The organism is Arthrobacter paludis, assembly GCF_056782315.1.
Map to the genome: position 1 here is coordinate 71,567 of NZ_JBXAEW010000005.1, position 22,384 is coordinate 93,950.

Genomic DNA, 22,384 nt, shown 5'->3' on the forward strand with positions numbered 1-22,384 from the left:
CAGCGGCCACCGCCTCCATGATCCCTAGCCAACCCCGGGTGCGCGGTGCTTCACTGGCCTCCATGAGGGCCATCTGGTCGGGCGCCGTCGCCTTCGGACTGGTCAATGTGCCGGTGAAGGCCTACAGCGCGACGACAACACACGACATCTCCCTGCATCAGGTCCACGACCGGGACGGGGGCCGGATCCGCTACGAGCGACGGTGCGACGTGTGCGGCGAGAAGGTCGACTACGCGCACATCGACAAGGCGTACGACGACGGCGAACGCACCGTGGTGCTGACGGACGACGAGCTGGAATCGCTGCCGGCGGAGAAAAGCGAGGAGATCGACGTCGTCCAGTTCGTGCCCACCGAACAGATCGACCCCCTGCTCCTGGGTTCGAGCTACTACCTGGAGCCGGCGTCGAAGTCCCCCAAGGCCTACACGCTGCTGCGCCAGACGCTCGAGGAGAGCGAGCTGACCGCGATCGTCACGTTCTCGCTGCGGCGCAAGACCCGGCTCGGTGCGCTGCGCGTGCGCGGGAACGTGCTGATCCTGCAGCAGCTGCGGTGGGCGGACGAGCTGCGCGAGGCGGACTTCCCGGCCGCCGACAAGAAGTCGAAGGTCAGCACGCAGGAGCTGAAAATGGCCCGCGCGCTCGTGGACCAGTTCTCGGGCGACTTCGCCCCCGACGAGTTCGAGGACGAGTACCAGCGGGAGCTGCTCACGCTCATCGAGGGGAAGCTCGAGAAGGGCGACTCCCTGGACACCGACGCCACCTTCGGCGACGCCGCCGCCGCGCGCGAGGAGGCGGACTCCGAGCGTGGCAACGTCGTCGACCTGATGGAGGCCCTCAAGCGCAGCGTCGAGACCAAGCGCGGCCGGAAGGCGCCGGCGAAGGGCAAGGACGACGGCGGGGCCGACGGGGACGGGGAAGAGCCAGCGGAGAAGAAGCCCGCGCCCCGGAAGCGGGCGGCGGCCAAGTCCGACGCCGGCCAGGCCAAGGCGGGCGGGGAAGGCTCCGAGGCGACGGGCTCGGACGGGCAGGGTACGGACGACGGGACTTCGGACGCGTCCGCCGCCGGAGCCGGGGCAAAAAAGCCGACCCGCAAGCCGGCGGCCCGGAAGTCCGCGGCGAAGTCGACGGACGCCGCCGAGCAGGACTCCGGCGGCGAGGCGGACGCCAAGCCAGCCTCGCCCCGGCGCAAGACGGCGTCCGGCGGGTCGTCCTCGCCGAAGGCCGGCGAGGCCAAGGCCGGAACGGCGTCCCGGGCCAAGTCCGGAACCACCTCCCGTGCCAAGTCCGGAACCAAGACCGCGGCCAAGCCGTCCGCCGCGTCCGGCCGCAAGGGGACGACGGCGAAGTCCGGGACTGGCACCCGGAAAAAGAGCGCCTAGGTGAAGGCCGAGGCCATGTCCCGGCCCGCCGACGGCCTCATCCACGTCGAGCCGGGCCAGGGCGGGATCCGGCGGATCCGTTCCGGACGCGGCTTCACGTATCGCTCGTCCAATGGGCGCCGGGTCGGGCCGGGACGCCAGTTGGAGCGGATCAAGGCCCTGGCGATCCCGCCCGCGTGGAGCGACGTCTGGATCTCCTCGCACGAGAACGCGCACATCCAGGCCACCGGCGTCGACGACGCGGGCCGCACCCAGTACCTCTACCACCCGGCGTGGCGCGAGCAGCGCGACACGGAGAAGTTCATCCACGCGCAGGCCCTCGCCGAGCAACTGCCCGCCCTGCGCCGCCGGGTCACGCGGGACCTGCGGCAGGAGTCCGACGGCCGGACGCGGGCGCTGGCCGCCGCCGTGCGGCTGGTGGACCGCGGGGGATTGCGGATCGGCGGGGCCGAGTACGCCGAGGACAACGGGTCCTTCGGGGTATCGACCCTGCAGCGCCGGCATGTGGACGTGGAGGGGGACCTGGTCCGCCTGCACTTCCGGGGAAAGTCCGGGGCGGATTGGGACGTGAGGCTCGAGGACCGGCTGCTCGCGGCCTACTTCGACTCGGTTCCCGCGGGGCCCCGGCCGGCCCCGGCCCTCTGCTACCTGGGTGAAGGACCGGGACGGAAGTGGGTCGGGATCGACGCGGTGGCGGTGAACGACTACATCTCGACGATCGCCGGGCAGGGGTTCTCCGCCAAGGACTTCCGGACCTGGCAGGGGACGGTCGTGGCCGCGCGGTCGCTGTCCCGCTCGCTCAGGGCCGGGGAGACCTCGCCGTCGGCCGTGGTCGCTGCCATGAAGGCGGCGGCCGCATGGCTCCACAACACCCCGGCCATCGCGCGGGACTCGTACGTCGATCCGCGCGTCGTGGAGCACTTCGAACACGGTCGGGCCGCCGACTTCTCCCGGCAGCCCGACCGCGCCGTCTTGGCGTTGCTCAGCGGCGGCTAGCCACGGCGCGCCCGGCCCTGGCCAGACCCGCCACACCCAGCGTCCTCGGTTCGCCCGCCTCAGCCGGCGTCGAAGCGGTTCTCCTCGTCGCCGTCCGCGGGGCTCGGCGTCCGGTCGTCGCCGCTTCCGTCGTGCAGGCCCGAGGCCCCGTGGCGCACGGGCGGCTCACCGGCCGCACCCGGCTCGAGGCCGGAGGCCACCTCCGCGTCGGCGGCACCGGTGTAGGTTTCATCCCCCGGAAGCGGATCGGTATGCATCCCGTCGCCTCCCAGGCGCATCGCTTCGGCGTCGCGGAGCGGGTCCTGCGCGTCGAGGGTCTCGGGGTCGTCCGAGGAGCCTTCGGTGACGGCCTGCGAGTCCCGCCCGTCGAGGGGCTCGGCATCGGGGGCCTCGCCGATGGTCGGGTCGACGTATTCTGGTTCTTCAGTCGGTGACATTCGATCCTCCCTCGGGAAAGTCCAACTCGTTCGGGCCACGGAGCCAGCGGAAGAGCCCGTAAGCCATCATCGCGACGCCCACGGCGACGCCGATCCACAACGGGGAGACCGAGCCGCGGTCCTCGCTCGTGAGCCACAGGAACACGCCGAAGCCCGCGGCAACGATCGCGCCCCAGAGCACCATGGACAGGCCACGCCGCCGGCTGCGGGAGCGCCGCGCCGGGTGCGCACCGGCGGGACCGTTCGCATCCATCGACCTCCTCCTTCCCCGGCCGCCCGTCCGGGCCGCCGCTGGCCTCACGGTAGGCCTGCCGACCGTGGCCGGGTCAACCCCAGCGGAAGCACCGGCACGCCCCGGATTCACTGGGCGGCGGCGCGCTCCCGGGCCCGCTCTATCTGGGCCTTGCGATCCTCCGAGGCCTGGCGCGTCAGTTCGGCCCCGGCCTCGGCATCGCGCGTGAGGTTCTCGCCGGTCGCGGGATCGAAGAGATGCACGCGGCGGTTGTCGAGCCACAGCCTCGCCCGCTCCCCGCCGCGCAGGCGGCTGGCGGCATCCAGCGTGGCGACGATCTGCGGGCGCAACTCGTCCGCGTCCATGTCCCGGGCCAGTCCGGCCAAGAGGTCGCGCACCTCCGGGCTGGGGTCGAAATCGATGTACCCGTACTGCTCGTTGCCGAGCCACTCCGTGTGCGTGAGGGTCGCGTCGAACTCCACCCCCTCGCCGCGCTGCCTCTCGTCGACCATGGCGGCGTCCTCGAAGAACTCGGGCCGCACGCCGAGCAGGACGACGTCCCGCCCGCGCGCCACCTCCGCCCGCTTCGACCGGACGGGCAGGTCGCCGATCGGCGTGCGGAACACGTCGCCGTCCAGGTGCGCGGGAAGGAAGTTCATCGAGGGGCTGCCGATGAATCCGGCCACGAACAGGTTCGCCGGCTGCTCGTAGAGCTCCCGCGGCGACGCGACCTGCTGCAGCACCCCCTTCTTGAGTACCGCCACCCGGTCGCCGAGCGTCATCGCCTCTGTCTGGTCGTGTGTGACGTAGACGCTGGTGGTCCCCAGCCGGCGCTGCATCTGCGAGATCTCGGAGCGCATCTGCCCGCGCAGCTTTGCGTCGAGGTTCGACAGCGGCTCGTCGAAGAGGAAGGCGTCGGCCTGCCGCACGATCGCCCTCCCCATGGCGACGCGCTGGCGCTGCCCGCCCGAGAGGTTCCCCGGCTTGCGCTCCAGGTGCTCGGTCAGCTCCAGGGTCGACGCGGCCGCCTCGACCCGCTCCCGGATCTCCGCGTCCGTGTGCCGGCCCTTGGCCAGACGCAGCGGGAAGGCGATGTTCTCGAACACCGTCAGGTGCGGGTAGAGCGCGTAGTTCTGGAACACCATCGCCAGGTTCCGGTCCCGCGGCGCCTTCTCGTTGACGCGGTTCCCGTCGATGAGGAGGTCGCCGCTGGTGATGTCCTCCAGCCCGACGATCATGCGCAGGAGCGTGGACTTGCCGCAGCCGGACGGCCCGACGAGGATCACGAACTCCCCGTCGGCGATGTCGATGGAGACGTCGTTGACCGCCGGGAATCCGTCGTCGTACTTCTTGACCAGGTTCTTCAGGGTGATCGATGCCATGGGGTGTCCTTTTCGGTTCGGGGGCCGCTAGCCCTTGACGGCGCCCTGGGTCAGGCCGGAGACGATTTGGCGCTGGAACAGCAGGACCAGCACGACGACGGGAATGGTCACGATGATCGCCGCCGCCGAGATGGCGCCGGTCGGCGACTCGAACTGGGAGGCCCCCGTGAAGAACGCCAGCGCGGCGGGCACGGGCCTGGCGGCCTCCGTGGAGGTGAGCGAGATGCCGTACACGAAGTCGTTCCACGCGATGAAGAAGGCGATGATCGCGGTCGTGAACACGCCCGGGGCGGCGAGCGGCACGATCGCCTTGCGGAACGCCTGCCACGTCGTCGCGCCGTCGACCTGCGCCGCCTGCTCCAGTTCCCACGGGATCTGCCGGAAGAACGCGGCCAGCGTCCAGATCGAGATCGGCAGCGTCAGCGACAGGTACGGGATGATCAGCCCCGGCCACGTGTCGTACAGGCCGATGTTGCGCCACACGTTGAACAGCGGGGTCACGATGGAGATGACCGGGAAGATCGACACGCCCAGCGCCGTGGTGAGGATGATCTTCTTGCCCGGGAAGTCCAGGCGCGCGATCGCGTAGGCGCACAGCGTCGCCAGCACGACGGCGATGAACGTGGCGATCAGGGTGATCCCGATCGAGTTCCGCAGCGCGGAGAGGAAGAGGTCCTGGGCGTTGCCGACGAGGATCTGCTCGTAGTTCGCCGTCGACCAGGTCGTGGGCAGGAGTTTGCCGGTCGTCAGGTCGCTGGGCTCCTTGAAGCTGGTCGCGAAGATCGCGGCCACGGGGAAGAGCGCGTAGACGAGCACCACCACCGTGATGACGGCCCACCAGACGCGGTTCTGGGTCCTGGACATCTCACTTCCCTCCCTGGGATCCGGCCAGATCGACCTTGAAGAGCTTGATGGCGGCGAAGGAGATCAGCAGCACGCAGAGGAACAGGATCACCGACACCGCGGACCCGAGCCCGATCTCCAGCCGCCCGATCGAGGTGCGGTAGGCCAGCAGTGAGAGGACCTCGGTGCCGAAGGCCCCGTTGGTCATGATGAAAACGTTGTCGAAGATCCGGAACGCGTCCAGCGCCCGGAACAGGACGGCGACCATGATCGCCGCCTTCATGTTGGGCAGGATCACCCGCCGCATCCGCTGCCACCAGGTGGCGCCGTCGACCTCGGCCGCCTCCGTCAGTTCGTCGGGCACCTGCGCCAGACCGGCGAGCAGGAGCAGCGAGATGAACGGGGTGGTCTTCCAGATCTCCGAGGCCATGATGACGAACAGGCTGGTCCACGTCCCGGCGAACCAGTTCGTCTCCGGACCGATGCCCGGGACCCAGTCGAACCAGTTGTTCACGAAGCCCGAGTTGATGTCGAAGGCGTAGAACCACGCGAACGCGGACACCACGGTGATGATGCCGTAGGGCACCAGGATCGCGGTGCGGACGACGCCCCGCACGCTCTTGAGCGCCTTGTGCATCACGAGCGCCAGCAGGAACCCGAGGACCAGCTCCACGACGACGGTCACGACCGTGATGAGGACGGTCACGCCGAGGTCGCGCCAGAACACCTGGTCCGTGAGGATCACCGCGTAGTTCTGCAGGAACACGAACTCCCGCTCCCCCGGCGCGGTGAGTCGGAAGCTGAACAGGGAGTCCCACAGGGCCTGCAGGATCGGGTACAGCGTCACCAGGAGCATGACGACGAACGCGGGGCCGGCCAGCCACCAGCCGAGCCGGCGCTCGGCCCGGCGACGGTCGGACAGGACGACGCCCGGCCTCCGGCCGGCGGCGGCCGCCGATTTCGGCGGCGTGTAGACGGTGGAGCTCACAGCAGCCTCTCCCCTCGCAGGACCTCGGTGATGAAGGTGGTGGTCGCCTCGGGCGTGGTCCCCGGCTCGACGGACGACGGCGGCGCCCAGTACTGCTGGATCGCCGTCGACACCTCGTTGTAGTAGGGCGTCTGCGGCCGCGGGGCCGAGAGCTCGAGGGACTCGCGGATCGTGTCCGCCATCGGGAACTGCTCGGCGACCTTCGGGTCTTCGTAGGCGGTCGAGTCCGAGGGCGGGTTGCCGTTGGTGATGAAGTACTGGACCTGGTGCTCGGGGCTGACGATGCACTCGATGGCGTCGTAGGCCAGGTCCGGGTGCTCGCTCTCGGCCCCCACGCCGAGGTTGATGCCGCCCAGCGGCGGCGCGGTCGGCTCCCCCTCGACGGTCGCGGGGTAGGTCGTCCAGCCGATGTCCTCGGGCAGCGACTCGGGCAGATTGCCCTCCTCGACGGCGCCGAGGGTGGCCGGCCAGACGAAGGGCCAGTTGACCATGAACGAGCCCCGGTCCCCCTGGAACAGGAGCATCGACGCGTTCTCGTCGGCCGTCGCCAGGCCCGGGCCTCCCACGCCCTCGTCGCCGATGCTCGAGACGATTTCCGCGGCCCGCCGACCCGCGTCGGAATTCAAGCCGAGCTCGAGCTCGTCGGCCGCCGCCTCGGGGTTCTCGAGGATCGACCCACCGGAGGACTCGACGAGGGCGTTCACCCACACGGTCATGGACTCGGCCCGGGTGCCCTGCACGGCCAGGTCCTTGTCCTGCTCCTTGGCGGTCTGGATCAGCTGTTCCCAGGTGACCGGCTTGCTCATGTCGAGCCCCGCGGCCTCGGCCACGGACTTGCGGTACCAGAGCAGCTGCGTGTTGGCCCAGAACGGCACCGTCACCAGTTCGCCGTCCCACCGGGCCCCGGCGAGCGCGCCCTCCAGCGTGTTCTCGGTGGTCCGTTGCGCCGTGTCCTCGGGCACGGGCGCCAGGAACCCCGGCTCGGCGAGCTCGGGGATGAACGGCGGGTCCAGGCTCATGATGTCCAGCGAGGAGTCCCCCGCGGCGAGGCGCCGGGCCAGCTGCTCGCGCTGGGACGCCGCGTCGGCGGGAAGCAGCGTCGTTTCGATCCGGTAGCGGCCGTTGGCAGCCTCGGTGCACTGCCGGGCGATCTCCGCCTGGCCACCGTCGTCGGGGTTGGTGTACCACGTCAGCACGGGCGGCCCCTCGGCCTCGCCGCACCCCGACAAGAGGAGCGCCGCCGAGGCGGCGGCGACGGTTGCGATCCGACGTCCGCGCGCGCGGGCGGCCGGGCTTTTCGGGTGATTCGGCATCGGCATGCGCCTCCACTTCTCCAGTCCAGGTCAGCCGTCGGCGGCCAGAGGCCGCCATGTGGCCCGCTTCACACGACACTAGAACGCCGATGGGGCTTTGACTAGTGCGGAAGCAGGGCCGTGTCCGGAAGCGCGGCGCCGCCCGTTTCAGGGACTCTGGACTTCCCCGGGGGGCCTCCCTACTTTGGCGCCAGAAGGGCCGGGGCCTTCCAAGCAGGGTGCCGCCCGACCGCCGCCGTCGGCCGCTTCCGGCCACCGACGGTGGCCCAGCGATCGTTCCGCCCGCCCCCGTGGCGGGCGGAAGACGGAGGGAGAGCCATGGCGTCGGAAAGCACGACCACGACCGACCACGACGAGATACGCCAGTGGGTGGAGTCGAACGACGGCCACCCCGCCGCGGTGAAGGAGACGTCCGGCGGGAACGACCCCGGGGTGCTGCGCTTCGACTTCCCGGGGGGCGCCGGCGAGGACGAGCTGCAGCGCCTGGACTGGGACGAGTGGTTCGGGAAGTTCGAATCGGCCGGGCTGGCGCTGCTCTACCAGAAGCAGAAGGCGGACGGTTCGCCCAGCACCTTCTTCAAGCTCGTCCACCGGTGACGGCGCTCGACGCCCGCGCCGACGCCCTGGTCGCGGAACACCTCGACCTGGCCGACCGCCTGGCCCGGCGCTTCGCCCGGGGTGCCCGCGACGGCGACGACCTGGTCCAGGTCGCCCGGCTCGGGCTGGTCAAGGCGGCCCGCCGCTACGACCCCGCCGCCGGCGTCCCGTTCGTCGGTTTCGCCATCCCGACCGTGACGGGCGAATTGAAGCGAGCCCTGCGGGACACCGGCTGGGTTGTCCGCCCGCCGCGCGCGGTCCAGGAACTGCACCACACCATCGCCGCCCGGTCCGCGACCTGGGCGCAGGAACTCGGAAGGGAGCCCACCGTGGACGACATCAGCAGTCTGCTTGACGTTCCTCCGGAGGACGCGGCCGCCGCCGTCGCGAGCGCCGACTGCCTGCGCCCCGCCTCCCTCGACGCGGAGCTGGACGGCCGCTCCCTCGCGGAGGTCCTGCCGGCCCCGCTGTCCGGCTACGGCATCGACGAGAAGCTCGACCTGCGGGCCGCGCTGGCGCAGCTGGACGGGACCCAGCGGCGGATCCTCCGGCTGCGCTACGTCGAGGAGATGAGCCAGCAGCGCATCGGCGAGCTGGTCGGCCTGAGCCAGGTCCAGGTCTCGCGCATCCTCTCCCGGACCCTGGTGCGCCTGCACGAGCTGCTCGTCGCGCCCCACGCGTAGCTGCACGCCGGTCCCGCCCGTGGCGGCGGGACCGGCGCCCGCGCCACGGATCCGGTGGCGCGTCCCCCCGCCGTGCGCCCCGCCCCGGCCCCGGGCCCTACCCGACCGGAACCCCGAGACCGTCCAGGGCGTGCAGCACGTCCCGGGCCCCCACGGCGAGCAGGGCCGGGTCCGGGTCGGGGGCGAACGTCTCGCCGCGCCGCCGCGACACGTCCGTCAGCACGGCGTGCGGGCCCGGTGGCGGCCCCCACTGGCTGGCCGGCGCGGGCCCGAACAGGACCACCGAGGGCCGGGCGTAGGCCGAGGCCAGGTGCGCGGCCCCGGTGTCGGCCGAGACGACGACGGCGGCGCCGGCGACCAGCGCCGCGAACGCCTCGAGGGGAAGGCCCCCGGCCAGGACCGACGACTCGGGAAGGCCCGCGGCGGCGGCGACGGCCAGGGCGCGGTCCCGCTCCCCCGCGCTGCCGGTGAAAACGACGTCGTGCCCGGCCGCGGCCAGGGACTTGGCCACCTGCCCGAAGCGCTCCACGGGCCAGTGCCGGCTCCCGTAGGCGGCGCCGGGGTGGACGACGGCGGCGCCCGGGCGCGGGGACGGCCCCGCCGGCGCCTCCAGCCGCAGGTCCAGCGGATCGGCGGGGACCCCGTGCCAGGCCACGAGGCGGGCCCAGCGCTCCCGCTCGTGCAGGTCGTCCCGCCAGTCCGGCCCCTCCCACCCGGGGCTGGCGTGGCCGAGGATCCGGGCCGGCCGCAGGGCCTCGATCCGGCCGCGGCTCTCGGCTCCGTTGCCGTGCAGGTTCACGGCGATATCCACCGTGCCGGGCGCGCGCGGGATCGGCACGTCGAGGCCGTGCGTGTCGAGCAGCCCGATGCCGCCCACGAGGTCCACGACGGGGCGCAGCCAGCCCTGCGCCGCGTAGAGGATGCGGTGCTCGGGGAAGGCCCGGCGCAGGGCGCGCAGCGCCGGAACCGCCACGAGGAGGTCGCCCAGCTTGAGGGCGCGCAGCACCACCATCTCCGGGCGCCCGCCGCCGGCGGGGTCCGGAAGGCCGCCGCCGGCCCCCTCCGCCCGGTCCCGCCCCGTGCTCCATCGATCCCGACCGTGGTCCGCCATCGCGCTCCTTCCGCCGCCGAGCCCCGCCCGGGGCCGTGTCCGGAGGCCATCCTGCCGCATCCGCGCCCGGGCCGTCTCGGACCGGCGTGAATAGCCGCGGCGGGCGCGGGGTAACCGTCGGGTATGGACATGCCAGCGACCACGCCCCGCGCCGTCCTGTTCGACCGCGACGGGACCCTCGTCGAGGACGTTCCCTACAACAGGGACCCGGACAAGGTCCGCCCGATGCCGGGCGCCGCCGAGTTGTTGCACGCGCTGCGGATGCGCAACGTGCCGTGCGCGGTCGTCTCCAACCAGTCGGGGGTCGGGCGCGGCCTGATCACCCCGGAGGAGCTGGCGGCCGTCAACGACCGCGTCGACGAGCTGCTCGGGCCCTTCGACGCGTGGGAGCACTGCCCGCACACCCCCGACGACGGCTGCACCTGCCGAAAGCCCTCGCCGACGATGGTGCTGCGGCTGTGCCACCGGCTCGGCGTCGACCCGTCCCGGACGGTGGTCGTGGGCGACATCGGCGCGGACATGGAGGCGGCCGGGGCCGCGGGGGCGCGCGGCATCCTCGTGCCCACCCCGCGCACCCTGAAGGTGGAGGTCGACGCGGCCGAGACGGTGGCCCGCTCCCTCTACGAGGTCACGGACCTGCTGGGGTGCCTGCGGTGAGGCGCGTCCTCGTGGCCCGGCTGGACTCGGCCGGCGACGTGCTGCTCGCCGGGCCGGCCGTGCGCGCGGTCGCCGCGGGGGCCCGCGTCACGATGCTCTGCGGCCCGCAGGGCGCCCCGGCGGCCCGCCTGCTGCCCGGGGTCGACGAGGTGCTGGTCTGGGACAGCCCGTGGATCACGAGCCCGGCCCCGCCCGCGACGCGGGACCACGTCGAGGACCTCGTCACGGCCGTGCGGGACGCCGGCGTCGACGCCGCCGTCGTCCTCACCTCGTTCCACCAGTCGCCGCTCCCGCTGGCCCTGCTGCTGCGTCTGGCCGGGGTGGCCCACATCGCGGGCGCGTCCGTCGACTACCCGGGGTCGCTGCTGGACGTGCGGCTGCGCCCGGGCGAGGACCTGGAGGAGGACCAGCCGGAGGCCGAGCGGGCGCTGCGCATCGCCGCCGCAGCGGGCCACCGGCTCCCCGCGGGCGACGACGGCGCCCTGCGCGTCGTGGACCCGCCCGACGTGTCGGAGCTGACCGGCGCCGGGCCCTACGTCGTCGTCCACCCCGGGGCCGCCGTGCCCGCCCGCCGCTGGCCCGCCCTGCACCACGCGGGGCTCGTGGAGCTGCTGCACGCCCACGGCTACCGGGTCTTCGTCACCGGAGGCCGCTCGGAGCGGGACCTCACGGCCGCCGTCGCCGGCGTCGCGGGCGTCGACCTGGGCGGGCGCACCGACCTGGCCGCCATGGCCGGCCTGCTCGCCGGCGCGCGCGCCCTGGTGTGCGGCAACACGGGGCCGGCCCACTTGGCCGCCGCCGTCGGCACGCCCGTGGCGAGCCTGTTCTCCCCCGTCGTCCCGGCCGTGCGCTGGGCGCCCTACCGGGTCCCCGTCGAGCTGTTGGGCGACCAGGACGCGCCGTGCCGCAACACCCGGGCCCGCGACTGCCCGGTGCCCGGCCACCCGTGCCTGGCGCGGGTGGACCCCGAGACCGTCCTCGAGGCCGTGCTGCGCCTCGACGCCGACCGCCGCCCGCCCGCCGGCGGGCCCGACCGACTCCGGCCCGGCACGTCCCCCGCGGACCTGTGCCGGACCGGGAAAGGAGACGCCCCATGAGGATCCTGCTCTGGCACGTGCACGGGGGGTGGATGGACGCGTTCGTCCACGGCCCCCACGAGTACCTGCTGCCCGCCACGCCCGAGGGCGGGCCGTGGGGCCTGGGGCGCGGCGGCCGGGACTGGCCGGCCGGGGCGCGCGAGGTGGACCCGGCGCGGCTCGCCGAGGAGGAGATCGACGTGGTCGTGCTGCAGCGCCCCGAGGAGATCGAGGCCTGCCGCCGCCTGACGGGCCGCGAGCCGGGCCGCGACCTGCCCGCGGTGTTCCTCGAGCACAACACGCCCAAGGGCGACGTCCCGAACTCGGTGCACCCGCTCGCCGACCAGTCGGCGATCCCCCTCGTGCACGTCACGCACTTCAACCGGCTCTTCTGGGACAACGGCCGGGCCCCGGCCACCGTCATCGAGCACGGGATCGTGGATCCCGGCCCCCTGTACACGGGCGAGCGGGCGTCCCTCGGCGTCGTGGTCAACGAACCGGTCCGCCGCGGCCGCGTCACCGGCACGGACCTGCTGCCCGGGCTGGCCGCCGCGGCGCCCCTGGAGGCGTTCGGCATGGGCACGCGGCTCCTGCCGGAGGCGACCGGTCTCGGGCCGGACCGGCTGACCGTGCACGGCGACGTGCCGACGGAGCGCATGCACCCGCTGCTGGCCGGCTGCCGCGCCTATGCGCACCCGCTGCGCTGGACGTCCCTGGGCCTGGCCCTGTTGGAGGCCATGCACCTGGCCATGCCCGTCCTGGTGCTGGACGCGACCGAGGCCTCCCGCGCCGTCCCGGACGGGGCGGGCGCGGTCTCCGCCGACCCGGCCGAGCTGGCGCGCATGGCCCGGCGGCTGGTGGAGGACCCGGACGAGGCGCGCCGCCGCGGGCTGGCGGCGCGCGAGGCCGCGCTGTCCCGCTACGGGCTGGCGCGTTTCCTCACCGACTGGGACACGGTTTTGCACGACGCCGCGGGGCGCGTCCCCGCCGGCGCGACCGAAGGGAGCAGGGTATGAGGATCTCCATGGTCTCCGAGCACGCCAGCCCGCTGGCGGCGCTGGGGGGCGTCGACGCCGGCGGACAGAACGTCCACGTCGCCGAGCTCTCCGCCGCCCTCGCCCGGCGCGGCCACGACGTCACCGTCTTCACGCGGCGGGACCGCCGCGGGCTCCCGCCCAGTGTGACCGTCATGCCCGGGTTCGAGGTGGTCCACGTCGACGCCGGCCCCGCCGCCCCCGTCCCGAAGGACGGGCTGCTGCCGCACATGCCCGAGCTCGCCGCCGGCATCGCCACGCACTGGCACGCCACCGCCCCCGACGTCGTCCACGGCCACTTCTGGATGTCGGGGCTCGCCGCGCTCGACGCCGTCGAGATGGCCGGCGTCGACGCGCCCGTGCTACAGACCTTCCACGCGCTGGGCACCGTCAAGCGCCGCCACCAGGGCGCCGCCGACACGAGCCCGCCGGAGCGCGCATGGCTCGAGCCGTCCGTCGCCCTGCGCGCCCGACGCATCGTCGCCACCTGCTCGGACGAGGTCCGGGAGCTCGAGGCCCTGGGCGTCGACCCGGCCGGCGTGTCCGTGGTGCCGTGCGGCGTGGACCTGGACCGGTTCTCCGCGCCGGAGGCGGCGCTCGCGCCGTCCGGGCGGCGCCGGATCGCCGCCGTCGGCCGTCTCGTGCCGCGCAAGGGCGTCGACCTGTCCGTCCGGGCCTTGGCGCTGCTGCGCGGGCGCGGCATCGACGACGTCGAGCTGCTCGTGGTCGGCGGCGGCTCCGGCCCGGACGGCCTGACCGCGGACCCGGAGGCGGCCCGCCTGCGCGCCCTGGCGGAGGAGCTCGGGGTCGCCGACGCCGTCGTGTTCGCCGGCCAGCTCCCCCAGCCGCGCATGCCCGACGTCATCGCCGGCTGCACCGCCGTCGTGTGCGCCCCCTGGTACGAGCCGTTCGGCATTGTGCCGCTGGAGGCCATGGCGTGCGGCGTCCCGGTCGTCGCCGCCGCCGTCGGCGGGCTGCAGGACACCGTGGTCGACGGCGTGACCGGGCTGCACGTGCCGCCGAAGGACCCGGAGGCCCTCGCCGCCGCGTTCGCCCGCCTGCTCGGGAACCCGGCCCTCGCCCGCCGGCTGGGCCGGGCCGGCCGCCGCCGCGTCGAGCAGCGCTACTCGTGGGGCTCCGTCGCGGCGGCCACCGAGGACGCGTACCGTGAGGCCCTGGCCGGCACGGGCGAGCCGGCCGCCGTCCGCCAGGGGCTGGGGGGTGCGCGGTGATCCGCCGTTCCCTCGGCCTGCCCACGGCGCCGGACTGGCGCCCCGCCGCCTCCCCGAACGAGGCCTCCGGACCGGCGGGGGCCGCCGACGGCGGGCACGCCCTCGGCACCGTCCTGGGCCACCTCGACGAGGTCGGCCCCGCCCTGGTCTCGCTGCGCCAGTCGGCGGACCGGCTCGCCGCCTGGGGCACCCGCCTGGCGCACTCGCTCGTGGCCGGGCAGCGGCTGCTGGCCGCGGGCAACGGCGGCTCCGCCGCGGAGGCCCAGCACCTGACGGCCGAACTGGTCGGGCGCTTCGACGGCGAGCGCGAGGCGTTCTCCGCGATCTCCCTGCACGCGGAGTCCTCCGCCGTGACGGCCCTGGCCAACGACTACGGGTACGGCGAGGTCTTCGCCCGCCAGGTGCGCGGGCACGGACGTCCCGGGGACACGCTCATCCTGCTGACCACGAGCGGCAAGAGCCCGAACCTGCTGCGGGCGGCCGAGGCCGCGCGGGAGCAGGGGATCGCCACGTGGGCCCTCACCGGGGCCGCCCCGAATCCGCTGACGCGGGTCTGCGACGAGCACGTCGCCATCGAGGGCCCCGGGGCGAACGTGCAGGAGTGCCACCTGGTCGCCGTCCACGCCCTGTGCCGGGCGTTCGACGCCGAGGTGGCGCGGCTGCGCGGGACCCCGGCGCCGCGGGGGGTGGCGCCGTGAGGATCGCGGTCGTGGGGGACGTCCTGCTGGACCGGGACGTCGACGGCCCCGCCACCCGGCTGGCGCCGGACGCCCCGGTCCCGGTCGTGGACGTCGAGCGTTCGGTGCACCGGGCCGGCGGTGCCGGGCTCGTGGCCCGCATGCTCGCGCGGGACGGGGTCGAGCCGGTGCTCGTGACCGTGCTCGGCGGGGACGAGGCGGCCGACCGGCTGCGCGGGTGCCTGGCCGGCCTCGAGCTCGTGGCCGGGCCGTCCGACGCCCCGACCCCGGTCAAGACGCGCATCCGGGCGGCCGGCCAGCCCGTCGTCCGGTTCGACGAGGGGTGCGCCCCGCCGCCGGTCCCCGATCCGACGCCCGCCATGCTGCGGGCGCTGGAGTCGGCGGAGGCCGTCGTCGTCGCCGACTACGGCCGGGGCCTGCTCGAGGCCCCGGCCCTGCGCGAGGCGCTCGCGGTCCTGGCGCGCCGGGTGCCCGTCGTGTGGGACCCCCACCCGAGGGGCGCCGCCCCGGTCCCCGGCGTCGCCGCCGTGACGCCGAACCGGGCCGAGGCGCTCGCGTTCGCCGGCGCGCCCGCCGGGGACCCGGGCGCCGACGGCGGCCCGGAGGCCGCGGCCGCAGCGCTTCTGCGCGGGCGCTGGGGCGTGGCCGGCGTCGTCGTCACGCTCGGTGCGCGCGGGGCGCTGGTGGACGACGGCGGCGCCCGCCACCACGTGCCCGCCCCCGCGCCGGCGGACGGGGACCCGTGCGGGGCCGGCGACCGGTTCGCCTCCGCCCTCGCCGTCCGCCTCGCGCGCGGGGACGGGCTGCCCCGGGCGGCGGCCGGCGCGGTCGCCAGCGCCAGCGGGTTCATCGCCGACGGCGGCGTCGCGTCCCTCGCCGCGGCCCCGGCCGGACCCGGCGGCCCCTCCGTGGCCCCCACTGTCCCGTCCCGCGCCCCCGCTGTCCCGTCCCCCGCCCCCACTGTCCCGTCTCCCGCCCCCGACGGCCGGGCGACCGACCCGTGGGAGACGGTCCGCCGCCTCCGGGCCGCCGGCGGGCCGCTGGTCGCGACGGGAGGGTGCTTCGACCTGCTCCACGCCGGCCACGCGCGGACCCTGCGCGCGGCACGCGAGCTGGGGGCCGGCCTGGTCGTGTGCCTCAACAGCGACGACTCGGTGCGCCGGCTCAAGGGCCCGGAGCGGCCCATCATGGCCGTGGAGGACCGCGTCGAACTGCTCGCGGCGCTCGAGTTCGTGGACGCGGTGCTCGTCTTCGACGAGGACACGCCGCTGGCCCTGCTCGAGCGCCTGCGCCCCGACGTGTGGGTCAAGGGCGGGGACTACGACGCCGACGCCCTGCCCGAGGCCGCCCTGCTGCGCAGCTGGGGCGGCCGCTGCCTCACCGTCCCCTACCACCCGGCCCGGTCGACCACGGCGCTGGCGAGCGCGCTCGCCAGCGTTGGCTGAGCGCCAGGCCGGCCCCGGACCGACTCCCGACGAAAGGAACCCCATGACCGCAGATTCCCAGTTCCCCACGCCCGGACGGGTCGTCGTCACCGGCGGTGGCGCCGGACTCGGCGCCTCGATCGTCCAGGCCATCCAGGCGGCCGGCGGCACCCCGGTGGTCCTGGACCGCGACGTCTCCGCCAGCACGGCCGAGCACCGGCACGAGGTCGACGTGACGGACCGGCCGGGCGTCGAACGCGCGGTCGCCGCGGCGGCCGAGGCGCTCGGCGGCCTCGACGGCGTCGTCACGGCCGCCGGCATCGACCGGTGCGGCAAGCTCGACGACGTCGCCGCGGACGAGTGGGAGCTCGTCCTCGGCGTCAACCTGCTCGGCACCGTCTCGACGGTGCGGGCCGCCCTGCCGCACCTGAAGGCCAGCCGGGGCAGGGTCGTCACGGTCGCCTCGACGCTCGCGCTGCGCGGCGTCTCGGACGCGACGGCCTACTGCGCCTCCAAGTTCGGGGTCCTCGGCTTCACGCGGGCCCTGGCCGCGGAGACCGCCGGGGAGGTCGGCGTGACGACGCTGATCCCGGGCGGCATGGACACGCGCTTCTTCGACGACCGGACCGAGCAGTACCGCCCGGCGGACAACTCGCGCCTGAACAACCCCGCGAACGTGGCCCAGGCCGTGATGTTCGCGCTGTCCCAGCCGGCGGGCTGCGAGGTGCGGGAGATGCTCATCGCCCACTCGGGCGAGGACTCGTGGCCGTGAGGTCCACGACGTCCGCGTAGACGTCCGCCGGGTCCACCTGGTCCACGAGCGGGAAGACGTGCTCGCAGCGCGGCGCGGTCCAGCCGACCTGCGTCACGTCGAGCCCGCACTGGGGGCAGTGCGTCACCCAGCCCAGGTGGACCCGGTGCTCGGCGCGGCCCAGTGGGGACGCCATGATCAGGTTGCCCACCCAGTAGACGCCGACCGTGGGCGTCCCCACCGCCTGGGCCAGGTGCCGGGGGCCGCTGTCGTTGCCGACGACGACGGCGGCCCGGGCGAACAGGCCCGCGAGCCCGCCCAGGCCCAGACGGCCGGCGACGGACCCGACCCGCGGGTGCCCGGCGCGGCGGGCGATGCCGTCGGCCAGCGCCGCCTCGGACGGGTCGCCGACGAGCAGCACCCGGTAGCCGTCCGCGGCGGCCCGGACGGCCAGGTCCGCGAACCGCTCCGGCGCCCAGCGCCGCCGCTCGTCGGTGGCGCCGGCGTGGACGACGAGCAGCGGTTCCGCTCCCCCGTCGGCGCCGAGCTCCCCGAGCAGCGCATCCGCCTCGGCGAGGTCCGCAGGCGTCGTCTCGAAGCGGGGCTCCAGCCAGTCCGTGCTGGCCCCCGCGAGGCCGGCGACCTCGAGCGCCCTCAGCACCTCGTGCTGGTAGTAGTGGTAGCCGAGCGTCCGCTCCAACTCCGCCGCGTCCGGCGTCCGGGTGCCCACGGTGTGCCGCGCGCCCAGCCGGAGCAGGAACGGGTTCGAGTAGCGGCCGCCGCCGTGGACCTGGACGGCCAGGTCGAACCGGCGGGCGCGCATCCGCGCGAGGAACGCCTCGACGGCCTCCGGGTCCTCCGGGCCGGGCCGGACGCCCTCGGCGAACGGCAGCACCTCGACGTCCCCGACGGGCCCCGGCCGGCCCGCGAACAGGTCCCGGTGCAGGGGCGTGCCCAGCAGCGTGATCTCGGCCTCCGGGTAGGCGGCGGCCAGGGCCCGGAGGGCCGGCTCGGCGAACAGGACGTCCCCGAGCCCGCCGCCGCGCAGGACCGCGATCCGGCGCACCCCCTCGAACGGGGGCCAGACGGGCCCGACGGCGCGGCGCTGCGCCCCCGCGGGCCGGCCGCCGTCGGGCACGGGGTCCCGGGGCGCGGCACACGCCGAGACGGCGCTCCCGGACGCGCCGCCGTCGGGCAGGGTCCCGTCCTCCGGGACGGCACGGCCGTTCCGCTCGTCGTCGATCCAATCCGCTCGCGTGGTGTCCGTGGCCATGCGCCTAGCACTATGCGACGGCGGCCCGCCAGACAAGGGTCGCCGGGAGGGGCGGGGCCGACGGCGGGACGACGGGCGCCGGATGGCGGGCGGAACCGGAACGGGCGGAGCCGGGCCGGATCACGGCACCGCGCCCCGCCCGTCGATGTCTAACCGGCGCCGCGGGTGGGTACCCCACCCGTAGGACCGCAACCCACCCACGAGGAGGAACGGCATGCCATCCACCACCACCAGCGCCCCCGCCGAGGCGGGCACGATCACCATCCACGACCCCTCCGACGGCTCCCTGGTCGGCTCGCTCCTGGAGGCCGGGCCGGAGGCGGTCCGTGCGGCCGTGGAGACGGCCCGCGCCGCCCAGCCCGGATGGCGGGCACTGCCGGCGGCCGACCGCGGCACCCTGCTCCACCGGGCGGCCGATGCCCTGGAGCGCCACCGCGACGAGCTGGCGCACCTGAACCACCGCGAGACCGGCCGCCCCGTCGACGAGGCCGCCGCCGGGGTCGACGCCGGCGCCGGAACGCTGCGCCAGTACGCCGAGCTCGGCCCGGTCCACCGCGGCCACAGCCTGCGCGGCGGCCGCACCGCCGCCGACTACACCGTCCCGGAGCCCCGCGGGGTCGCCGCGCTGCTCACGCCGTGGAACGACCCGGTCGCCGTCGCCAGCGGCCTGATCGGGGCCGCCCTGGCGACGGGCAACACGGTCGTGCACAAGCCGAGCGAGCGTTGTCCCCACACCGGCGACCTGCTCGGTCGCCTCGTGGAGGGCATCGTCGGGCCGGGCGTCTTCGCAACGCTCACCGGAGGACCCGCCACCGGGGCCGCCCTCGCCGCCAGCCACGGCGTCGACGTGCTCGCCCATGTCGGCTCCACGGCGACGGGACGCCGCCTGGCCGAGGCGGTGGCGGCCACCGGCGCCCACCTGCTCCGCGAGAACGGAGGGAAGGACGCCCTGCTGGTGGACGCGGGCGTCGACCCGGCGTGGGCGGCGGACCAGGCCGCGCTGGGCGCCTTCGCCAACAGCGGCCAGATCTGCACGTCGGTCGAGCGCATCTACGTCCACCGCGACGTGGCCGCCGCGTTCACAGAGGCCCTCGTCGACCGGGCGCGGGCGCTGAACGCGTCCGGCATCGCCCCGCTCGTGGACCGGCGCCTCCGCGACACGGTGCACTCCCACGTCGAGCAGGCCGCCGCGGCCGGGGCGGCCGTCGCCGAGGGCGGGAGCATCCCCGACGGGCCCGGCGCGCACTACCCCGCCACGGTCCTGCTCGGCTGCGGCGCGGACATGGACGTGATGCGCGAGGAGACGTTCGGCCCGGTCGCCCCCGTCATGGAGGTCGCCGACTTCGACGAGGGCCTGCGGCAGGCCGCCGCGGGGCGTTACGGCCTGGCCGCCACCGTCCTGACCCCCGACCTGGGGCGCGCCCAGCGGGCCGTCGCCGAACTTCCCGTCGGGACCGTCAAGGTCAACGCCGTGTTCGGAGGTGCGCCGGGCGGGTCCGCCCAGCCGGCGGGAGACAGCGGCGCCGGGTTCGGGTACGGTCCGGAGCTGCTCGACGAATTCACGCGGATCAAGGTCGTCCACCTGGAGTCCCCGGGCGGCGGGGACCGGGCGTGAACCGGATCGACCCGGGGCGGCTCACCGCCCCCACGGCCCGCGTCCCGGCCGTCCTGGCCGAGGCGGCACCCCGCGTGCTGGTCGTGGGCGACGTCATCCTCGACGGCTGGTGGCACGGCCGCAGCGAGCGGCTCTGCCGGGAGGCGCCGGCGCCCGTCGTCGACCTGGAGCGGCGGGACTACGCCGCCGGCGGGGCGGCCAACACGGCCGTCAACGTCGCCCGGCTCGGCGGCCGCGCGAGCGTGCTCGGCCTGGTCGGGGCGGATCCGGCCGGGGAACGCCTGCGCGCCCTGCTCGCCGACGCCGGCGTCGAGGCCGTCCTCGAGTCCCACCCGGGAACCACGACCACGAAGTACCGGATCGTGGGCGGCGACCAGCTGCTCCTGCGGCTCGACGACCAGGACCGGCACCCGGATCCCGTCGCGCTGTCCGGACTCGCGGACCGGATCCGCGAGCGGCTTGCCGGCGCCGACGTCGTCGTGGTCTGCGACTACGCGGCGGGCGCGCTCGAGGGGCCCGTCCGGGAGGCGCTGGAGGCCGGGCTCGGCGGGCGCGCGGACGGGCCCCTGGTGCTCGTGGACGCCCACGACCCCGCCCGGTGGGCCGGGCTCCGCCCCGACCTGGCGACCCCGAACGCCGCCGAGGCCGCCCGCCTGCTCGGCGCGCGCCCGGCCCCGGACGAGGACCGGGCCGCGCTGTTCGCGTCCCGGGCCGGGGACCTGCTGGCGGCGGCCGGCGCGGACCACGTGGTCGCGACGCTGGACCGCGACGGAACCCAACTGGTCTCGCGCGACGGCACCGGGCACCGCACCTGGGCGCGGCCGACGACGGAGAAGCAGGCCTCGGGAGCCGGCGACACGTTCGTCGCGTGCCTGGCCGTCGCCCTCGGCGCCGGACTGCCCCTGACGACGTCGATCGACCTGGCCCAGACCGCCGCCGACGTGGTCGTGCACCGGCAGGGCACCTCGGTGTGCACGACGGCGGACCTGGCCGCGCACCTCGGGGGGCTCGCGGACGCCGCCATCTCCGCCGAGGAGCTCGAGCGGGAGGTGGAGCGGCACCGGGCCGAGGGGCGGCGGATCGTGCTGACGAACGGATGCTTCGACGTCCTGCACCGGGGCCACACGCGCTACCTGGAGCAGGCCAAGCAGCAGGGCGACGTGCTCGTCGTCGCCGTCAACGACGACGCGTCCACGCGCCGGATCAAGGGCCCGGACCGGCCGATCAACACGGCCGCGGACCGCGCCGCCGTCCTGGCCGCGCTGAACTGCGTTGACCACGTGACGGTGTTCGGCACGGACACCCCCGCCCCGCTGATCGAGCGGCTGCGCCCGGACGTCTACGCGAAGGGCGGGGACTACACGGAGCAGATGCTCGCCGAGGCCGCCGTCGTCGCCGCCTACGGAGGCCGGGTCGCCATTCTCGACTACGTCTCCGACCACTCGACCAGCGGTTTGGTGCGCCGGATCCGCAGCGAGGGGGCCGACGGCGAAGGGCCCGGCACCGGGGGCGCGCCCGCGGATGGGGCGGGCCTGGCCCCCGGTCGTGCGGCCGCGCGCGCGGCCGGCACCGGCTCCGTCGGTGGGGCCAGCGGTGTTGCCGGCGCTGCCGGAGGTATGACCGGCGGCGTTGCCGGAGGCATGACCGGCAGCGCTGCCCGGCACACCGGTCCGGAGGAGGCGGGGCCGTGACGGCCCGCCGGGCCGCGGCGTGGGCGGCGCCCCGGGGACAGGCGCCCACACCCCGCGTCGACGTGCTGATTCCCTCGCTCGACCGCCCGGCGGAGCTGGCCGTCACCCTGTCCTCGCTCGCGGCGCAGGCCGAGCCCGACTTCACCGTCACCGTCGCGGACCAGACGGCCGGTTCCCCCGTGTGGGAGGAGCCCGCCGTCGGGACCATGGTCGAGCTGCTGCGGGCCCAGGGCCGTGCAGTGCGGCTCGAACACCGGCCGCACCGGCGCGGCGTGGCCGAACAGCGGCACTTCCTGCTCGCGACGGCCTCCAGCCCCCACGTGCTGTTCCTGGACAACGACGTGTGGCTCGAGCCCGGCACGCTGGAGCGGATGTCGCGGACGCTGGACGAGGCGGGCTGCGGCTTCGTCGGCTCCGCCGTGCAGGGCCTGTCCTTCCTCGACGACCGGCGGCCCGGCGAGGAGGCGCCCTACGAACCCTGGGAGGACACGCCCGAGCCGGAGACCGTCCGGCGGGACGGGCCCGGGTTCGAGCGCTGGACGCTGCACAACGCGGCGAACCTCGCCCACCTCGCAGCGGCCCGCGGACTCGGCCCCGCTGACCTGGAGCTGTACAAGGTGGCGTGGGTCGGCGGCTGCGTGCTCTTCGACCGCGCCAAGCTCCTCGAGAGCGGGGGCTTCGGCTTCTGGGAGGAGCTTCCAGCGGGCCACGCGGGCGAGGACGCGCTGGCACAGCAGCGCGTCATGGCCCGCTTCGGCGGATGCGGCCTCCTGCCTTCCGGCGCCGTGCATCTGGAGGCGCCGACCACCGTGACCGACCGTTCCGTGGAGGCGACGGCCATCCTGCCCGTGGAGCGGGCCTAACGCCCGGGGCCGTGTCCATCGTGGGCGGGCCGGGCGCGGGCCGACCGGCCAGCCGGCCGTCGCCCGCCACGCCACCGCGCGCCCGCGCCCCTTGCCCGGCCCCCGGGGC

Annotated in this window: 22 protein-coding genes; 14 read left to right on the forward strand and 8 right to left on the reverse strand. The window is 75.2% G+C overall.

All coding sequences use genetic code 11. From position 1 onward, the window contains the following. The first annotated feature begins 62 nt into the window (after nt 1–62). Together ku and AC1Q5D_RS05690 are read left to right on the forward strand one after the other, a co-directional pair. Entirely contained in the window at nt 63–1,379 is a 1,317-nt protein-coding gene (gene ku, locus AC1Q5D_RS05685; protein ID WP_481737601.1) for a non-homologous end joining protein Ku, read from the forward strand. Then, nucleotides 1,380–2,375, forward strand: a complete 996-nt coding sequence (locus AC1Q5D_RS05690) for a DNA topoisomerase IB (protein WP_481737602.1) — start codon at nt 1,380–1,382, stop codon at nt 2,373–2,375. 59 nt (nt 2,376–2,434) lie between these two features. Here the strand turns inward: AC1Q5D_RS05690 and AC1Q5D_RS05695 are convergent, their stop codons facing one another. The 6 genes from AC1Q5D_RS05695 to AC1Q5D_RS05720 all read right to left on the reverse strand — a co-directional run bounded on the left by AC1Q5D_RS05695 (nt 2,435) and on the right by AC1Q5D_RS05720 (nt 7,576). Further along, nucleotides 2,435–2,812, reverse strand: a complete 378-nt coding sequence (locus AC1Q5D_RS05695; protein ID WP_481737603.1) for a hypothetical protein — start codon at nt 2,810–2,812, stop codon at nt 2,435–2,437. Further along, complete coding sequence (locus AC1Q5D_RS05700; protein ID WP_481737604.1) at nt 2,799–3,065, reverse strand: hypothetical protein; 267 nt, start codon at nt 3,063–3,065, stop codon at nt 2,799–2,801. The genes AC1Q5D_RS05695 and AC1Q5D_RS05700 overlap by 14 nt, the downstream gene beginning before the upstream one ends. Nucleotides 3,066–3,172: 107 nt before the next feature. After that, a complete protein-coding gene (locus tag AC1Q5D_RS05705; RefSeq protein WP_481737605.1) occupies nt 3,173–4,426 on the reverse strand; it encodes an ABC transporter ATP-binding protein in 1,254 nt (417 codons plus the stop codon). Nucleotides 4,427–4,453: 27 nt separating this feature from the next. Beyond that, nucleotides 4,454–5,290, reverse strand: a complete 837-nt coding sequence (locus AC1Q5D_RS05710; protein WP_481737606.1) for a carbohydrate ABC transporter permease — start codon at nt 5,288–5,290, stop codon at nt 4,454–4,456. Nucleotide 5,291: 1 nt separating this feature from the next. Then, nucleotides 5,292–6,257 carry a carbohydrate ABC transporter permease gene (locus tag AC1Q5D_RS05715; RefSeq protein ID WP_481737607.1) on the reverse strand — a complete coding sequence of 322 codons (966 nt, stop codon included), beginning with the start codon at nt 6,255–6,257 and terminating at the stop codon, nt 5,292–5,294. Then, the gene (locus tag AC1Q5D_RS05720) at nt 6,254–7,576 is read right to left on the reverse strand and encodes an extracellular solute-binding protein (protein WP_481737608.1); all 1,323 of its coding nucleotides are present in this window, start codon (nt 7,574–7,576) and stop codon (nt 6,254–6,256) included. The genes AC1Q5D_RS05715 and AC1Q5D_RS05720 overlap by 4 nt, the downstream gene beginning before the upstream one ends. Nucleotides 7,577–7,888: 312 nt before the next feature. On the opposite strand from AC1Q5D_RS05720, the gene AC1Q5D_RS05725 reads away from it, so the two are divergent. Both AC1Q5D_RS05725 and AC1Q5D_RS05730 read left to right on the forward strand, forming a co-directional pair. Further along, on the forward strand, nt 7,889–8,167 hold the full coding sequence (locus AC1Q5D_RS05725) for a hypothetical protein (RefSeq protein ID WP_481737609.1): 279 nt from the start codon (nt 7,889–7,891) through the stop codon (nt 8,165–8,167). Further along, nucleotides 8,164–8,850 (forward strand): sigma-70 family RNA polymerase sigma factor, encoded by a 687-nt coding sequence (locus tag AC1Q5D_RS05730; protein WP_481737610.1) that lies wholly within the window; start codon nt 8,164–8,166, stop codon nt 8,848–8,850. Before AC1Q5D_RS05725 ends, AC1Q5D_RS05730 begins: the two co-directional genes overlap by 4 nt. Before the next feature lie 97 nt (nt 8,851–8,947). On the opposite strand, the gene AC1Q5D_RS05735 is transcribed toward AC1Q5D_RS05730, so the two are convergent. Then, nucleotides 8,948–9,862: a glycosyltransferase family 9 protein gene (locus AC1Q5D_RS05735; protein ID WP_481737721.1), complete on the reverse strand. Its 915-nt coding sequence runs from the start codon at nt 9,860–9,862 to the stop codon at nt 8,948–8,950. 222 nt (nt 9,863–10,084) lie between these two features. On the opposite strand from AC1Q5D_RS05735, the gene AC1Q5D_RS05740 reads away from it, so the two are divergent. Genes AC1Q5D_RS05740 through AC1Q5D_RS05770 form a run of 7 tightly spaced genes read left to right on the forward strand, consistent with a single transcriptional unit; the run spans nt 10,085 to nt 16,854 of the window. Further along, nucleotides 10,085–10,618, forward strand: coding sequence for a D-glycero-alpha-D-manno-heptose-1,7-bisphosphate 7-phosphatase (locus AC1Q5D_RS05740; protein ID WP_481737611.1), 534 nt, complete (start codon nt 10,085–10,087; stop codon nt 10,616–10,618). Further along, entirely contained in the window at nt 10,615–11,715 is a 1,101-nt protein-coding gene (locus AC1Q5D_RS05745; protein ID WP_481737612.1) for a glycosyltransferase family 9 protein, read from the forward strand. Before AC1Q5D_RS05740 ends, AC1Q5D_RS05745 begins: the two co-directional genes overlap by 4 nt. Continuing rightward, nucleotides 11,712–12,710, forward strand: coding sequence for a glycosyltransferase family 4 protein (locus AC1Q5D_RS05750; RefSeq protein WP_481737613.1), 999 nt, complete (start codon nt 11,712–11,714; stop codon nt 12,708–12,710). The genes AC1Q5D_RS05745 and AC1Q5D_RS05750 overlap by 4 nt, the downstream gene beginning before the upstream one ends. Next, complete coding sequence (locus tag AC1Q5D_RS05755; protein ID WP_481737614.1) at nt 12,707–13,960, forward strand: glycosyltransferase; 1,254 nt, start codon at nt 12,707–12,709, stop codon at nt 13,958–13,960. The genes AC1Q5D_RS05750 and AC1Q5D_RS05755 overlap by 4 nt, the downstream gene beginning before the upstream one ends. After that, entirely contained in the window at nt 13,957–14,658 is a 702-nt protein-coding gene (locus AC1Q5D_RS05760) for a D-sedoheptulose-7-phosphate isomerase (protein ID WP_481737615.1), read from the forward strand. Before AC1Q5D_RS05755 ends, AC1Q5D_RS05760 begins: the two co-directional genes overlap by 4 nt. Continuing rightward, entirely contained in the window at nt 14,655–16,103 is a 1,449-nt protein-coding gene (locus AC1Q5D_RS05765) for a PfkB family carbohydrate kinase (RefSeq protein ID WP_481737616.1), read from the forward strand. The genes AC1Q5D_RS05760 and AC1Q5D_RS05765 overlap by 4 nt, the downstream gene beginning before the upstream one ends. Nucleotides 16,104–16,146: 43 nt before the next feature. Next, entirely contained in the window at nt 16,147–16,854 is a 708-nt protein-coding gene (locus AC1Q5D_RS05770; RefSeq protein WP_481737617.1) for an SDR family oxidoreductase, read from the forward strand. Here the strand turns inward: AC1Q5D_RS05770 and AC1Q5D_RS05775 are convergent. Further along, the gene (locus AC1Q5D_RS05775; protein WP_481737618.1) at nt 16,820–18,106 is read right to left on the reverse strand and encodes a glycosyltransferase family 9 protein; all 1,287 of its coding nucleotides are present in this window, start codon (nt 18,104–18,106) and stop codon (nt 16,820–16,822) included. The genes AC1Q5D_RS05770 and AC1Q5D_RS05775 overlap by 35 nt on opposite strands. Nucleotides 18,107–18,320: 214 nt before the next feature. Between AC1Q5D_RS05775 and AC1Q5D_RS05780 the strand changes: the two genes are divergently transcribed. The 3 genes from AC1Q5D_RS05780 to AC1Q5D_RS05790 are packed head-to-tail and all read left to right on the forward strand — an operon-like array spanning nt 18,321 to nt 22,275. Further along, the gene (locus AC1Q5D_RS05780; protein ID WP_481737619.1) at nt 18,321–19,721 is read left to right on the forward strand and encodes an aldehyde dehydrogenase family protein; all 1,401 of its coding nucleotides are present in this window, start codon (nt 18,321–18,323) and stop codon (nt 19,719–19,721) included. Beyond that, entirely contained in the window at nt 19,718–21,412 is a 1,695-nt protein-coding gene (gene rfaE2 / locus AC1Q5D_RS05785) for a D-glycero-beta-D-manno-heptose 1-phosphate adenylyltransferase (RefSeq protein ID WP_481737620.1), read from the forward strand. Before AC1Q5D_RS05780 ends, rfaE2 begins: the two co-directional genes overlap by 4 nt. Then, the gene (locus AC1Q5D_RS05790) at nt 21,409–22,275 is read left to right on the forward strand and encodes a glycosyltransferase family 2 protein (protein WP_481737621.1); all 867 of its coding nucleotides are present in this window, start codon (nt 21,409–21,411) and stop codon (nt 22,273–22,275) included. Before rfaE2 ends, AC1Q5D_RS05790 begins: the two co-directional genes overlap by 4 nt. The last annotated feature ends 109 nt before the right edge of the window (nt 22,276–22,384 follow it).